Genomic DNA, 13,583 nt, shown 5'->3' on the forward strand with positions numbered 1-13,583 from the left:
TTAGTTTACTATGAGATTTATCCAAAAGACAAACAAGGTTTATCCACAAAATGTGGATAAACCTTGTTAATCCGTGGATAACTTTGTGAATAGCTGACAATTTAGTATTATTGCATTTGGCTCTTTTATATTTTTACAAAAGTGTTCTAACTGTCGAATTCCCTCTGGAACTTTCTCTTTCTCTATAATGACAAAGTTGAAAAACTGAAAGATTGTCACAGATTGTGGATGGTTTGTGAGTAAGTACAATTGTCGAATATTTTTTTCTTTCATATACTGCAAAAACATTTCAAAAAAATATAAGAAAGTCTGCTTATCCACATTAGGTGTGAATAAACAAGAACGAATAAGTGCATCTTCTTCACTTTGTTCATATCCAATTACAGCTCGTATTTCTCCCGCCTCTTCCAAAATCATAAATTGTGCGTACAACTCATTTATTTTATCATCTTTTTTATTAGCTTGTCCGAAAAAAGAATGCAATCTTTCTACATCTGCTTTCGTAGCAAAATACACGTTCTTCATAGTAAATCCCTCCTCATTTTTATATATGAGGAGGGATTTACTAATAGTACTACTTAGAGAATAAAGATGTAAAAGCTTCGACGATAAATAATTTAACCTCTGGTTTTTCTTCTTCCTCTTCTACTTTTACATACTCATTTTGCTTTTCTTGTTTTTTCTCCACAGGTTTCTCCACTTTTTCCACAGTTTTTGTTTCTACTTTTTTTACAGGCTGTTCTTCTACTTGCGTTTCATTTTTCACTACTTTCTTCTCAGGTGCTGTTACTTTTTCAGCTTTTTCCGGCTTTACTACTTTCGTTTCTTTCACCTTATCCTCTTTCTTCTCCGGTACATCCACTACTTCCTCATCTGATTGTTTCACCTGCTCTTCTTCAGGAGATTCAGCTTTCACAACATGTTCTTCTTTCCTTACAGCTGTACCACTCGAAAAATCTAAGAAACACATCGGTGGAAATAATACACACCACCAGTTTGCACCTTCACCTTTTCCAATTGTAATAAGTACCGCTTCATATTCTCCCGCTGGGTAAATAAAATTCCCATATACCTTTGTAGGAAACTTCACATTCTTACCAAATTTCACTTGGAAATTCTCTTTACTCCCTTCCCCTTTCAGCGTATTCGCTACTGTCTTTTCAATTTCAGGAATATGATTTTGAATTACTTTTCGAGCTTCTTCAAATGACGTTAAATCCGCTACCCATCCATCAATTTGCGCTTTCACTTCATCACGCACTTTACGTTTTAATGCCTGATCTTTATCAGAATCACTATTAGCTAAAATACGTAATCGAACGGCCTCTTTCGGAATAACAGCAGGCCCTTTTGCATCAGCTTTCATATATCCAAACTGCACAAGTAACTGTGCACCAATTAATAATAAAAGAAAATAAGCAATAACTTGTTTTTTCATTTCCTCCACCGTCCCCTCTAGAAACAGTGTGGACAGAGTTACTTCTTTCTAAACTATTAAATTCAAAATCTATATAAATTTTTGTAACTACTCAGCCACTCTATGAAAAACCGACAGAAAAGGCAGTAATAAAGAAGTGCCAGTCCTAATGTGGACTGGCACTTTGTAAGATACAAAATTCATTATTTGATTTCGCCTGAGGAATTTAATTTATCTATCTTGTATTTACTAATAAATGTGTTAATGCTTGTTTTAATGGTGTAGCCTGACGTTTTAATAAGAAATCTAAATCGGTATGTGTTGATTCTAATCCGCCTTCACGAACCCCTTTTTGAGTCATTGCTAACATTGATAAGTAGGCTTCAGGTACTCCAGCACCTTTTAACATTTCTTCATAAGAAGAATCATCTACTTCTAATAAAGGAACTTCTTTTCCTAATACTTCACTTAATGTATCAACAAATTGCTTTTGTGTTAAATTTTCACCAGAAAGCTCATAAATTTTATTTTTGTGACCATCAGCTACCAAAATATTCGCTGCTGCTTCAGCTAAATCTGGGCGATATACCCAACCGATTTTCCCTTTACCTGCAGAAGTTATCCAAGGTGCACCAGCCATACAGCTTTGAATTGTCCCAAGTTCATTTTCTACATACCAGTTGTTACGCAGAATCACATAAGGAATACCTGACTCAATAATTGCTACTTCACGTGCTCTATGCATGCCTGCTAAGAAGAAGTCATTTCCTTCTGCTCTTGTAACACTTGGATAAATAATTTGCTTTACACCTGTTGCTTTGGCAGCTTCTACTGCATTTGTATGCTGACGTATAGCTGTATTAAAGTCACCAAATGTTGACATGATGAATAAACGATCAACATCTTTGAATGCTGAAAACAAGGTTTCTTGATTTTCAAAATCCGTTACACGTACTTCTAAGCCTTGCTCCTTATACCTAAGTGCCTTTTCAGACTTGTCATCACGGACACCAACAATTATTTCTTCAATTGATAATCTAGTAAGTAAATACTCAACAATTTTAGAACCTAAATTTCCGTTTGCACCTGTTACTAAAACTTTCATACAATCTCCTCCGTTATATACAGCGTTATTTTTGATTTTTATATACAATACATATACTATTTCTTGAGAAGGATTTATGTAAGTAGGCACAATTTAATAACATAGTCATAAAAATAGTACCTAGAGAAAAAGGAGATTTTATTGTGGCACGTTTTAGTTATCAAGATAAATCGATTTCTGAAGAAGTACAGCAAGAAATTTGTCCATTAACAGTTACCCAAAATGCAATTGCAGGCAGATGGAAAATCGTGATTTTGTGGCATTTAAGTAAAAATAAAATCATTAGGTTTAATGAATTATTGAGGATGTTACCGGGTATCTCAAAAGGAATCTTAACTAGACAATTAAGAGAACTTGAAGAGGATGAGCTAGTACACAGAGAAGTTTATAAAGTTGTACCACCAAAAGTAGAATATTCATTAACAGAGCAAGGAAAAAAGTTTATACCTGTATTAGAAGCAATGCAAGTTTGGGGTAAAGATTTACTAAATAAAAAAATAGAGATGTATGAAAAACATGAGGACTAATAAATCATTACTAACTTTTCATTACCAATAGATGAAATGAATTCAAATAACTTTATTACCATTACACACCAAACCTCTAAATGAAACGTGCGACCGAGTAGTTATAAATTTTTCAGACAGAAATAGAGTAAGGCTTATGCCTTACTCTATTTCTGCAAATACCATGCGATCTTTTCCATTAATATCAAAGACAACTTCAACATGAGCGTGCGGGAAAGTTTGCTGTAATAATGCTTTTACATCTTCACCTTGCCCTACACCAATTTCAAACGCCACAATCGCCTTTTTCTTTAATACGTTTGGTAATTCCTCCATAAAACGGCGATAGAAATCTAATCCATCTTCACCGCCAACAAGCGCCCTTTTCGGCTCATGCTCTTTCACAACAGGAGAAAGACCACGCCAATCTTCCTCCGGTATATATGGAGGATTTGAAACAACAACATCTAGCTTCTGACCAGTTTCATAAAACGGCGACAGTAAATCACCGTGATAGAAAGTTACTTCCGCTCCTAAAGCCTTTGCATTTTCTTTTGCAACTTCAATCGATTCCTGTGCAATATCTACCGTATACACATGAAGATTTTTATTTTCTACAGCGAGCGTAATAGAAATCGCTCCACTACCTGTGCCAATATCCGCTACATGAAGCTCCTCATTACCGAAATGGCGCTCAATTCTCTCTAGGACTCCAACTATAAGTTCCTCTGTTTCTGGCCTTGGTATTAATACCTCTTCATTTACAAAGAATGCTCGGCCATAAAACATTTCATACCCAAGCATATATTGGATTGGAGTACCATCTACATGCTTGTGGATAAATTCTGCAAAACTTTTCTCTTGTTCCACAGTTATTTCTTCACGCATATTCATGAGCATTCCTGTTCTGTTCGTCTTTAATACATGACAAAGGACAATTTCTCCCGCATTCTCATCTCGTCCATTTTCTTGTAAAAAAGAAGAAGCCCATTTCAGGGCTTCATAGACACGCATTACTCAGCTGCCTCCATCTTTTGCGCCTGATCTTCCATCACTAAGGCATTGATGAAATCATCTAACTTACCTTGTAGGATTTGATCTAGCTTTTGAATCGTTAAGCCGATTCGATGGTCAGTAACACGGTTTTGCGGGAAGTTATACGTACGGATACGCTCTGAACGGTCTCCCGTACCAACAGCTTGTTTACGGTTTTGATCGTACTCAGCTTGCGCTTCTTGTCTGAATTTATCATAAACACGTGCACGTAATACTTTCATTGCTTTTTCTTTATTCTTGATCTGTGATTTCTCATCCTGACAAGATACAACTACACCAGTCGGTAAATGCGTTAAACGTACCGCTGACATCGTTGTATTAACACTCTGTCCACCAGGACCACTAGAAGCAAATGTATCAACACGAACATCTTTTTCATGAATATTAATTTCTACTTCTTCTGCCTCTGGTAATACAGCTACAGTTGCTGTAGATGTATGAATACGTCCACCAGATTCCGTTTCAGGAACACGTTGTACACGGTGAGCACCATTCTCGAATTTCAGCTTCGCGAAAGCACCTTTACCGTTAATCATAAAGATAATCTCTTTATATCCACCTAACTCTGTATAGCTCGCTTCGATAATTTCAGTTTTCCAACCTTGCACCTCAGCATAACGGCTATACATACGATATAAATCACCAGCAAATAAAGCTGCCTCGTCACCACCAGCAGCACCACGAACCTCAACGATAACGTTTTTATCATCATTAGGGTCTTTTGGAACAAGTAAAATTTTCAGACGCTCTGATAAAGTCTTCTCTTGACCCTCTAATTCAGAAACTTCCTCTTTTACCATGTCACGCATATCAGCATCTAACTTGTCTTCTAACATTGCTTTCGCATCTTTTAACTGCTCACGAGCATCTTTATACTCACGGTACACCTCTACCGTTTCTTGTATATCAGATTGTTCCTTTGAATACTCACGAAGCTTATTTGTATCGCTAATAACCTCTGGGTCACTTAACAATTCATTTAACTTCTCATAACGATCTTCTACAGCTTGCAAACGATCTAACACACCATTCACCTCTACATCCTAGTATCTAATACAAATAGTATATGGTACTTAATCAAAAAAACGCAAATTATATTTAAAAGCGCAGGTGGCTTGTTCAGAATCGCAGGACATTGGAGCTCTCGACCTTGAAGCGCTCTTTGCTTCGAGTGAGAGAGCGAAATGACCGGAGATTCTAGCCGCTGAAGCTAGATAATATATTTAAAAGCGCAGGCGGATCGTTCAGCTCTGACTGGCTAAGGTTCTCTCGCACAAAAGGTGCTTTTTACCTTAAGTAGCGGAGGTTCTTATACACGAAGAGCTGGCCACCAATCTTCATCTATTTTCGAAAAAAACCCGCTCTACATAGCGAGTTTCATTTATCTTTGTTTTGTAGGTACTGCATGACAATGACGACAACGTGGTTCATACGATTCTGAAGCCCCAACTAAAATAATTGGATCATCAAATGCCGCTGGTTCTCCATCGATTAAACGTTGCGTACGACTTGCAGGAGATCCACATGCAGAACAAACTGCCTGCAATTTAGTTACATGTTCAGCAATCGCCATCAGCTGAGGAACTTGTCCAAATGGTAGACCACGGAAATCTTGGTCTAATCCAGCTACAATGACACGATAGCCACGATTTGCCAATACTTGCACCACTTCCACAATGTCCCCATCAAAAAATTGTACCTCATCGATTGCAATAACATCCATTTCTTCTGTTACATGGTTAAATATATCCTTTGAAGCTGAAACAGGAACTGCTTTAACCTTTAATCCATTATGTGATACAACATCTTCTTCACTATAACGATTATCAATACATGGTTTAAATACAATCGCATTTTGTTTCGCAAATTGCGTACGGCGTATACGGCGGATGAGCTCTTCTGATTTTCCAGAAAACATACTCCCGCAAATCACTTCAATCCAACCATTTTGGTTCATTAAGTACATTGAGCTCTCCTTTCATCTACTTTCCTAATCCAAAGTAGGGTAAAGGTTTAATATTTTTGCAAAAAAAACAGACAAGCGAATACATACACTTGCCTGTTTTATGTTCTTTATTACTTGATGCCGTATTTCTTATTGAAGCGGTCAACACGTCCGTCTGCAGTAGCAAACTTCTGACGTCCAGTGTAGAATGGGTGAGAATCAGAACTGATCTCAATTTTTAGTAATGGATAAGTGTTACCATCTTCCCACTCAACAGTTTCGCTAGAGCCTTTAGTAGACCCGCTTAAGAATTTGAAGCCTGTGTTCGTGTCCATAAATACAACTTTATTGTAATTTGGATGGATTCCTGCTTTCATTCTTTTCATCTCCTTCCGCCCTGAATCATTTTCGAAACAGAGTTTTTCATCTTCAGCTGCTTACACAACTATATTGATGAAACACATATGATGAAATTATAACAAGGCTAACTCCATTTTGCAACTACCTGTTTTTGTCTTTTGAAATTTAAAGTGGAGGTGGCTCGTTCAGCTATGACCAGCTAAGGTTCTTTCGCCCTAAAGCTGCTTTTTACCTTTCGGGCGGAAGGTTCTTAGATGCGAAGAGCTAGCCACCGGAACTGGATAACATTTAAAAGCGCAAGCGGCTCGTTTAGAATGGGAGGTGGATGGAGCTTCTGACGTAGAGGCGCTTTTTGCCTCGTAGGAAGACGCGAAGCCACCGACCATTCTAGCCGCTGGAGCTGGATAACATTTAAAAGCGCAAGCGGCTCGCTCAGAATCGCAGGACACTTCAAGCTCTCGACCTTGAAGCGCTTTTTGCTTCGAGCGAGAGAGCGAAATGACCGGAGATTCTTGCCGCTGGAGCTGGATATTACTTTTAAAGTGGAGGTGACTCGCCCAGCTCTAACACAAAATATGATTTCCATCTCAAAAAACATAATTATTTCCATATATTACTCTCTCTAATATTCCCTTAAAAAACATAAAAAACTCGCTTACTACGAAATAAGCGAGTCCCAACCTTTTCCCTTTACTTAGTTGTTACATACCTTTTTGAGTCTGCAACAATGTTTTGTAAAAATTCTTCATTTGTCTTTGTTTGACGAAGTTTACGTAAGAAACTTTCAACAAAGTCTGGCGTATCACGCATCGTTTTACGAATACCCCATAGTTTGTCTAAATGTTCTTTTGGAATTAATAGGTCTTCTTTACGCGTACCAGAGCGACGAATATCAATCGCTGGGAAGATACGACGCTCAGCTAATGAGCGATCTAAGTGAAGTTCCATATTTCCAGTTCCTTTAAACTCCTCGTAAATTACATCGTCCATACGAGACCCTGTATCAACAAGGGCTGTTGCTAAAATTGTTAAGCTACCGCCTTCTTCAATATTACGCGCAGCTCCGAAGAAGCGCTTCGGTCTATGGAAGGCAGCCGGATCGATACCACCCGATAATGTTCTACCACTTGGCGGAATAACAAGGTTGTAGGCACGCGCTAAACGGGTAATACTATCCATTAAAATGACAACGTCTTTTTTATGTTCCACAAGACGCATTGCACGCTCTAATACAAGCTCGGCTACTTTAATATGATTTTCTGGTACTTCATCAAAAGTAGAGCTTACAACGTCACCTTTAACAGAACGTTCAATATCTGTTACTTCCTCTGGACGCTCATCAATTAAAAGTACAATTAATTCCGCTTCCGGATGATTTGTTGTGACACTGTGTGCAATTTCTTTTAACAGACTTGTTTTACCAGCCTTTGGAGGCGCAACAATTAAACCACGTTGTCCAAATCCAACTGGTGCGATTAAATCCATGATGCGTGTCGGTAACTTTTTCGTTTCCGTTTCCAACTTCATTTGGCGATCTGGGTATAATGGTGTTAATGCAGGGAAATGCACACGCTCTTTTGCTGAATCTGGATCATCTCCGTTTACAGCTTCAACTTGTAATAATCCAAAATAGCGTTCATTTTCTTTCGGAGGTCGTACTTTACCAGAAACTTTGTCTCCATTACGTAAATCGAAACGACGAATTTGCGAAGCTGAGATATAAATATCTTCTGAGCTTGGAGAATAGTTGATAGGACGTAGGAATCCAAATCCTTCTGATTGAATAATTTCTAATACACCTTCCATGAAAAAGAAACCTTCTTTTTCTGCTCGAGCTTTCAAAATAGAAAAGATTAACTCTTTTTTCGTTAACTTGCTGTAATACGAAATCTTAAATTCTTTCGCAAGCTCATATAACTCTTTTAATTTCATGTTTTCTAATGCTGCAATTGACAAATTCATTCAGACACCACACTTTAACATTATTCTCTTTTCAAATGGGTAAAGGGAAAAAATACGGAAGGCAAATAATTAATAATGAAAGGCAATAAGTTCAAGTAGGGTAATATTCACTATTGTAACCCTTTTATCTAGTTTTAATCAATACGTTGGAACACAAATACAAGAAGCGAAGACAAGAAAATTTGTCTTCGCTTTTTATATTTCTTACTTTTTTCTACTCACCTTATTTTAAGGAAGAATAGATAAGGTATTTCTGCTTTTATTTAATCTAGTTTCGGCGGCTATAATGGTCGGTAGATCCGCTTCTGAACGAGCTGCTTACGCTTTTTATTTAATAACCAAGTTCGGTTTTTTATTTAAGCTATGACGTCCGTCTACGAAGCGTACTGTACCTGACTTCGCACGCATAACAAGGGATTCTGTTGTTCCTACGCTACCTTTAAATTGAACGCCGCGTAATAGTTCTCCGTCTGTTACACCTGTTGCAGCAAAGATTGCATCGTCACCTTTTACTAAGTCTTCCATACGAAGGATGCGATTTATATCTTCAATGCCCATTTTTTTACAACGTGCTAATTCAGCTTCGTCTTGTGGTAAGAGCTTTCCTTGAATTTCTCCACCTAAGCATTTTAGCGCAACCGCAGCTAATACACCTTCAGGAGCCCCACCAGAACCGAATAAAATATCTACACCTGTACGGTCAAACGCTGTATTGATTGCTCCAGCTACATCTCCATCATTAATTAACTTAATACGTGCACCAGCCTTACGAATTTCTTCGATAATTGCTTGATGACGTGGACGATTTAAAACTGTCGCTACAACATCTTCAATATCTTTATTCTTCGCTTTCGCAACGGCACGTAGGTTATCGATAATAGGTGCGTTAATATCAACTGCCCCAACTGCTTCTGGGCCAACCGCAATTTTATCCATGTACATGTCAGGAGCATGTAACAAATTACCATGATCTGCAATTGCAATAACAGCAAGTGCATTCCATCCGCCAGCTGCTACGATGTTCGTCCCCTCTAAAGGATCAACTGCAACGTCTACGCGTGGGCCATATCCTGTACCTAATTTCTCTCCGATATACAGCATTGGCGCTTCATCCATCTCACCTTCACCAATTACAACTGTACCTTTCATCGGAATTGTATCAAATACATCACGCATAGCTGATGTTGCTGCACCGTCTGCCTCATCTTTTTTCCCGAGTCCCATCCAACGCGCTGATGATAATGCTGCAGCCTCTGTTACACGTACTAACTCCATAGATAAACTTCTTTCCACGATAATCCCTCTCCTTTAAGTCTTTATATTTCTGCCGTATTTTGTGAACCGTGTTTTTTCTATAAAGTGTACTTCCGCAAGTAGTGATGCTTCGCTTCCCCCTTGCGAAAGTATCACTTATGCGTTCTTCATCTCTTCAATTTCTTGCTTTGTCATTTGTTCTCGCCAAATGTTTGCGCCAAGCCCTTTAAGCTTGTCTACTATATTTTCATAGCCTCGATCAATATGCTCAAGTCCGGTTACTTCTGTAATTCCATCCGCCATTAATCCTGCAATAACAAGGGAAGCCCCAGCTCGTAAGTCACTCGCCTTCACTTTTGCACCTTGCAATAAAACAGGACCAGTTACAATTGCCGAACGACCTTCTACTTTAATTTGCGCATTCATACGACGCAATTCATCAATATGTTTGAAACGTGCGCCGTAAATTGTATCCGTTACAACTCCTGTCCCGTGTGCCTTTGTTAAAAGCGTCGTAAACGGCTGTTGTAAATCTGTTGGGAAACCTGGATATACAAGCGTTTTTATATCAACTACTTTTAACCTTCTATTACCGTTCACTGTAATTTGGTCATCGTTCGTTTCAACTTGGACACCAGCTTCTCTTAGCTTCGCAGTCACTGACTCTAAATGCTGAGGAATAACATTATCAACTGTTACTTCTCCTCCTGATGCAGCTCCTAAAATCATATACGTACCAGCTTCAATACGATCTGGAATGATAGTATGGTGACAACCATGCAGGGAGTCCACACCATCAATTCGGATTACATCTGTACCAGCACCTTTAATGCGTGCTCCCATACTTGTTAATAATGTGGCTACATCAATAATCTCTGGTTCTTTCGCTGCATTTTCAATAACAGTTCTACCTTTCGCTCGTACAGCCGCTAGCATAATATTAATCGTAGCTCCTACACTAACAACATCTAAATAAATGCGTGCCCCGCGCAATTCATCTGCTCTTAAATAAATGGCACCTTGTTCATTTGTAACATGTGCACCTAGTGCTTCAAACCCTTTAATATGCTGATCAATCGGTCGTGGCCCTAAATGACATCCACCTGGAAGCCCAATAACAGCTTTTTTAAAACGGCCAAGCATTGCACCCATTAAATAATAAGAGGCGCGCAATTTTTTCACTTTTCCATTTGGTAACGGCATCGCAACCATGTTAGAAGGATCGACTACCATCTCTTCTTCCTGCCCATAAGTTACTTTCCCTCCAATTTCCTCTAGTAAGTCTCCTAACATTTTCACATCCGAAATATTAGGAACGCCACCGATAGTTACCGGAGTATCTGCTAAAATTGTCGCTGGAATTAATGCAACAGCACTGTTCTTTGCACCACTCACACGAATTGTTCCATTTAAAGCTCTTCCGCCTTCAATTAGCAACTTTTCCATATTGAGCTCCCTTCTCGTGAATGTATTTATCTTCTACTGCTTTATAAAAAGAAGTAGAAAGTTCCCCTTAAGAATCTCAATCACTCTTTCCACCCTAAAACTCAATAAGTAGAAAACCATCACCTGTAGCTCCCCTGCTGTACAAATAGATGAAGATTAACTATTCATCGAATCAAATTCCCCAATTCAGATACTCATCACATTTATTAATAGGACTATGCACATTATTTTCTATATTTGCAGGCTAAAAATTCATTTTATAAAATCTTTAGACTTGTTCACGCTTTCATTATACAACGAAAGGAAACCGTCTAAAAGACTAGACGGTTTCCAAAACGGAATTTTATTCTTACGCTTTACCGTTAGAACCGAACTCACGCATTTTACCAGCAACAGTTGCTTTAATAGCGTCGCGGCCAGGTCCAATAAATTTACGAGGATCGTAAACTTCTTGGTCTTTGTTTAATACTTCACGAACAGCTTTTGTAAACTCGATTTGGTTCTCAGTGTTTACGTTGATTTTTGAAGTACCTAAAGAGATAGCTTTTACGATATCAGCAGTTGGGATACCAGTACCACCGTGTAATACTAAAGGTACGCCAGTGAAGTCACGAACTTGTTCCATTTCAGCGAATCCTAAGTTAGGCTCACCTTTGTAAGGACCGTGTACAGAACCTAAAGCTGGAGCTAGGCAATCGATACCTGTTGCTTCAACAAGGTGCTTACACTCTGCAGGATCAGCGTAAATTACGCCTTCAGCGATGATGTCGTCTTCTTGTCCGCCAACTGTTCCAAGCTCAGCTTCAACAGATACGTTACGAGCGTGTGCGTATTCTACTACTTTTTTAGTAGTTTCAACGTTTTCTTCGAATGGGTGGTGAGAAGCGTCGATCATTACAGATGTGAAACCTGCATCGATTGCCTCTTTACATTTTTCGAAGCTTGAACCATGGTCAAGGTGAATCGCTACAGGAACAGTGATGTTCATTTCTTCGATTAAAGCTTTAACCATAGCTACAACTGTTTTGAAACCAGTCATATGACGAGCTGCACCCTCAGATACACCTAGGATTACAGGAGATTTTTCTTCTTCCGCAGCAGCTAAGATAGCTTGAGTCCACTCTAAGTTGTTCATGTTGAATTGACCAACTGCGTATTTTCCTTCTAGTGCTGTGTTTAGCATTTCTTTCATAGAAACTAAAGGCATGGTGAATCCTCCTAAAAAACGTTTTTTGTATCCGATAAGTTCTTATCGCTGGTAGTATGACCAGAATAAGGTAAAATATGTATATCTGTATACCGGACTTTTTTCTACACTCATTAGGATAACAACTTGTACTAAAAAACTCAACCGTATTCACCTGCTCAATAGTCCATGTAAACGCTTTTTTCCATATTTTTTATAAAAAATTCATTTTTTACGCCTCTACAGCAAGCTGATTTCTCACCGCTTGACGAATCTCATCAATATCAAACGGTTTAGCAAAGTGCATTAAAGCTCCTAAATCTTTCGCTTCTTGAATCATATCCAATTCTCCATAAGCAGTCATTAAAATCACTTTAATACTCTCATCAATTTCTTTTACATGTTTTAAAATCTCTATACCATCCATACCTGGGATTTTCATATCTAACACTACTAAATCTGGATTATCTTTTTTCACGATATCTAAAGCTTGAAATCCATTCGCTGCTTGGAACGTCTGATAACCTTCTTTTTGGAACACTTCATGTAATAACACACGAATGCCATATTGATCATCAACGATTAAAATTTTCCCTTCCATAACTCCCAACCTTTCTGTGTAAATACAAGATTTACAGCTTCTTATATCTTATCGATTTATTTTCGCTATTCTTTGGCAAATTCCTTCCTATTCTTTCTTATTTTACCGTTTCCTATTTTGTTATGCTACCTACGATTTCACCTTTCTAAAAAAATAAATTATAATAAAAGCCGGCAAACACGTACGAAGGGAGTAACATTATGTTAAAAATTTTTTCAACTCAATTAAGTGGTTATTTCTCCAGAGTTTCTCAAAAAGAGGAAATAAATATAGAAGATAGCGCTCGTCTACTTGCTCAAGCACTAGTTGGCGATGGTTTCATTTATTTACATGGTACAAATGAAATGGAGGGCGTTGTTGCTGAAGCACTATTCGGTGCTGAACCAATGAAGCAAGCAAAACGCTTATTTGAAAACGGTAAAGAAGCAGAAGTAACTTCTGCAGATCGTGTACTTCTTATTAGCCGTTTTTCAACAGATGAAGAAGTTGTAGCAATTGCAAAAAAACTACAAGAAGAGGGGCACTCTATCGTTGGTATTTCAGCTATTCAAGAACATGTTGAATCACTGGAACAATACACAGATGTACATATCGATACAAAACTGTTAAAAGGCCTTATTCCAGATGATGAAGGTAACCGCTACGGTTTCCCAAGTTTAATTGTAGCTTTATTTGCTTATCACGGAATTAAATTTACAATTGATGAAATGTTAAACGAATATTAAAAAAAGCGCCCTATTTCAGG

At 38.2% G+C, this 13,583-nt stretch carries 14 protein-coding genes; 2 read left to right on the plus strand and 12 right to left on the minus strand.

The features are described 5' to 3' along the window. Positions 1-66: 66 nt before the first annotated feature. The 3 genes from LUS72_RS26355 to LUS72_RS26365 all read right to left on the minus strand — a co-directional run bounded on the left by LUS72_RS26355 (position 67) and on the right by LUS72_RS26365 (position 2,522). Positions 67-525 carry a GNAT family N-acetyltransferase gene (locus LUS72_RS26355; RefSeq protein WP_071769891.1) on the minus strand — a complete coding sequence of 153 codons (459 nt, stop codon included), beginning with the start codon at positions 523-525 and terminating at the stop codon, positions 67-69. A gap of 49 nt (positions 526-574) precedes the next feature. After that, complete coding sequence (gene spoIIR, locus LUS72_RS26360) at positions 575-1,438, minus strand: stage II sporulation protein R (protein ID WP_097831468.1); 864 nt, start codon at positions 1,436-1,438, stop codon at positions 575-577. A 214-nt stretch (positions 1,439-1,652) separates the two neighbouring features. Then, positions 1,653-2,522 carry an SDR family oxidoreductase gene (locus LUS72_RS26365; RefSeq protein WP_097831467.1) on the minus strand — a complete coding sequence of 290 codons (870 nt, stop codon included), beginning with the start codon at positions 2,520-2,522 and terminating at the stop codon, positions 1,653-1,655. A 143-nt stretch (positions 2,523-2,665) separates the two neighbouring features. Between LUS72_RS26365 and LUS72_RS26370 the strand changes: the two genes are divergently transcribed. Continuing rightward, on the plus strand, positions 2,666-3,049 hold the full coding sequence (locus LUS72_RS26370; protein WP_097831466.1) for a winged helix-turn-helix transcriptional regulator: 384 nt from the start codon (positions 2,666-2,668) through the stop codon (positions 3,047-3,049). A 141-nt stretch (positions 3,050-3,190) separates the two neighbouring features. Here the strand turns inward: LUS72_RS26370 and prmC are convergent, their stop codons facing one another. The 9 genes from prmC to spo0F form a co-directional block, all read right to left on the minus strand. After that, positions 3,191-4,042, minus strand: coding sequence for a peptide chain release factor N(5)-glutamine methyltransferase (gene prmC, locus LUS72_RS26375; protein WP_097831465.1), 852 nt, complete (start codon positions 4,040-4,042; stop codon positions 3,191-3,193). After that, a complete protein-coding gene (gene prfA, locus LUS72_RS26380; RefSeq protein WP_141533318.1) occupies positions 4,042-5,109 on the minus strand; it encodes a peptide chain release factor 1 in 1,068 nt (355 codons plus the stop codon). The genes prmC and prfA overlap by 1 nt, the downstream gene beginning before the upstream one ends. A gap of 356 nt (positions 5,110-5,465) precedes the next feature. Further along, positions 5,466-6,050: a thymidine kinase gene (locus LUS72_RS26385; RefSeq protein ID WP_000281088.1), complete on the minus strand. Its 585-nt coding sequence runs from the start codon at positions 6,048-6,050 to the stop codon at positions 5,466-5,468. Between the two features lie 110 nt (positions 6,051-6,160). Then, the gene (locus tag LUS72_RS26390; RefSeq protein WP_000643447.1) at positions 6,161-6,406 is read right to left on the minus strand and encodes a type B 50S ribosomal protein L31; all 246 of its coding nucleotides are present in this window, start codon (positions 6,404-6,406) and stop codon (positions 6,161-6,163) included. A gap of 673 nt (positions 6,407-7,079) precedes the next feature. After that, on the minus strand, positions 7,080-8,351 hold the full coding sequence (gene rho / locus LUS72_RS26395; protein WP_097831462.1) for a transcription termination factor Rho: 1,272 nt from the start codon (positions 8,349-8,351) through the stop codon (positions 7,080-7,082). Between the two features lie 327 nt (positions 8,352-8,678). Beyond that, positions 8,679-9,644, minus strand: coding sequence for a class II fructose-bisphosphatase (gene glpX / locus LUS72_RS26400; protein WP_097831461.1), 966 nt, complete (start codon positions 9,642-9,644; stop codon positions 8,679-8,681). A 117-nt stretch (positions 9,645-9,761) separates the two neighbouring features. Continuing rightward, on the minus strand, positions 9,762-11,051 hold the full coding sequence (murA, locus tag LUS72_RS26405) for a UDP-N-acetylglucosamine 1-carboxyvinyltransferase (protein WP_097831459.1): 1,290 nt from the start codon (positions 11,049-11,051) through the stop codon (positions 9,762-9,764). A 349-nt stretch (positions 11,052-11,400) separates the two neighbouring features. Continuing rightward, on the minus strand, positions 11,401-12,258 hold the full coding sequence (locus LUS72_RS26410) for a class II fructose-bisphosphate aldolase (RefSeq protein ID WP_001131859.1): 858 nt from the start codon (positions 12,256-12,258) through the stop codon (positions 11,401-11,403). Between the two features lie 211 nt (positions 12,259-12,469). Next, positions 12,470-12,838 carry a sporulation initiation phosphotransferase Spo0F gene (gene spo0F / locus LUS72_RS26415; RefSeq protein WP_000398595.1) on the minus strand — a complete coding sequence of 123 codons (369 nt, stop codon included), beginning with the start codon at positions 12,836-12,838 and terminating at the stop codon, positions 12,470-12,472. A gap of 200 nt (positions 12,839-13,038) precedes the next feature. On the opposite strand from spo0F, the gene LUS72_RS26420 reads away from it, so the two are divergent. After that, positions 13,039-13,563 (plus strand): DUF2529 domain-containing protein, encoded by a 525-nt coding sequence (locus tag LUS72_RS26420; RefSeq protein WP_097831458.1) that lies wholly within the window; start codon positions 13,039-13,041, stop codon positions 13,561-13,563. Positions 13,564-13,583: the final 20 nt, after the last annotated feature.

The organism is Bacillus cereus, from assembly GCF_025917685.1.
In the GTDB taxonomy this organism is placed as follows: domain Bacteria; phylum Bacillota; class Bacilli; order Bacillales; family Bacillaceae_G; genus Bacillus_A; species Bacillus_A cereus_AT.

What these genes read in the sequence shown, in the direction of transcription:
- LUS72_RS26355 (WP_071769891.1), bottom strand. Translation starts at nt 525, where the DNA reads ATGAAGAACGTGTATTTTGCTACGAAAGCAGATGTAGAAAGATTGCAT.
- spoIIR (WP_097831468.1), bottom strand. Translation starts at nt 1,438, where the DNA reads ATGAAAAAACAAGTTATTGCTTATTTTCTTTTATTATTAATTGGTGCA.
- LUS72_RS26365 (WP_097831467.1), bottom strand. Translation starts at nt 2,522, where the DNA reads ATGAAAGTTTTAGTAACAGGTGCAAACGGAAATTTAGGTTCTAAAATT.
- prmC (WP_097831465.1), bottom strand. Translation starts at nt 4,042, where the DNA reads ATGCGTGTCTATGAAGCCCTGAAATGGGCTTCTTCTTTTTTACAAGAA.
- LUS72_RS26385 (WP_000281088.1), bottom strand. Translation starts at nt 6,050, where the DNA reads ATGTACTTAATGAACCAAAATGGTTGGATTGAAGTGATTTGCGGGAGT.
- LUS72_RS26390 (WP_000643447.1), bottom strand. Translation starts at nt 6,406, where the DNA reads ATGAAAGCAGGAATCCATCCAAATTACAATAAAGTTGTATTTATGGAC.
- rho (WP_097831462.1), bottom strand. Translation starts at nt 8,351, where the DNA reads ATGAATTTGTCAATTGCAGCATTAGAAAACATGAAATTAAAAGAGTTA.
- murA (WP_097831459.1), bottom strand. Translation starts at nt 11,051, where the DNA reads ATGGAAAAGTTGCTAATTGAAGGCGGAAGAGCTTTAAATGGAACAATT.
- LUS72_RS26410 (WP_001131859.1), bottom strand. Translation starts at nt 12,258, where the DNA reads ATGCCTTTAGTTTCTATGAAAGAAATGCTAAACACAGCACTAGAAGGA.
- spo0F (WP_000398595.1), bottom strand. Translation starts at nt 12,838, where the DNA reads ATGGAAGGGAAAATTTTAATCGTTGATGATCAATATGGCATTCGTGTG.
- LUS72_RS26420 (WP_097831458.1), top strand. Translation starts at nt 13,039, where the DNA reads ATGTTAAAAATTTTTTCAACTCAATTAAGTGGTTATTTCTCCAGAGTT.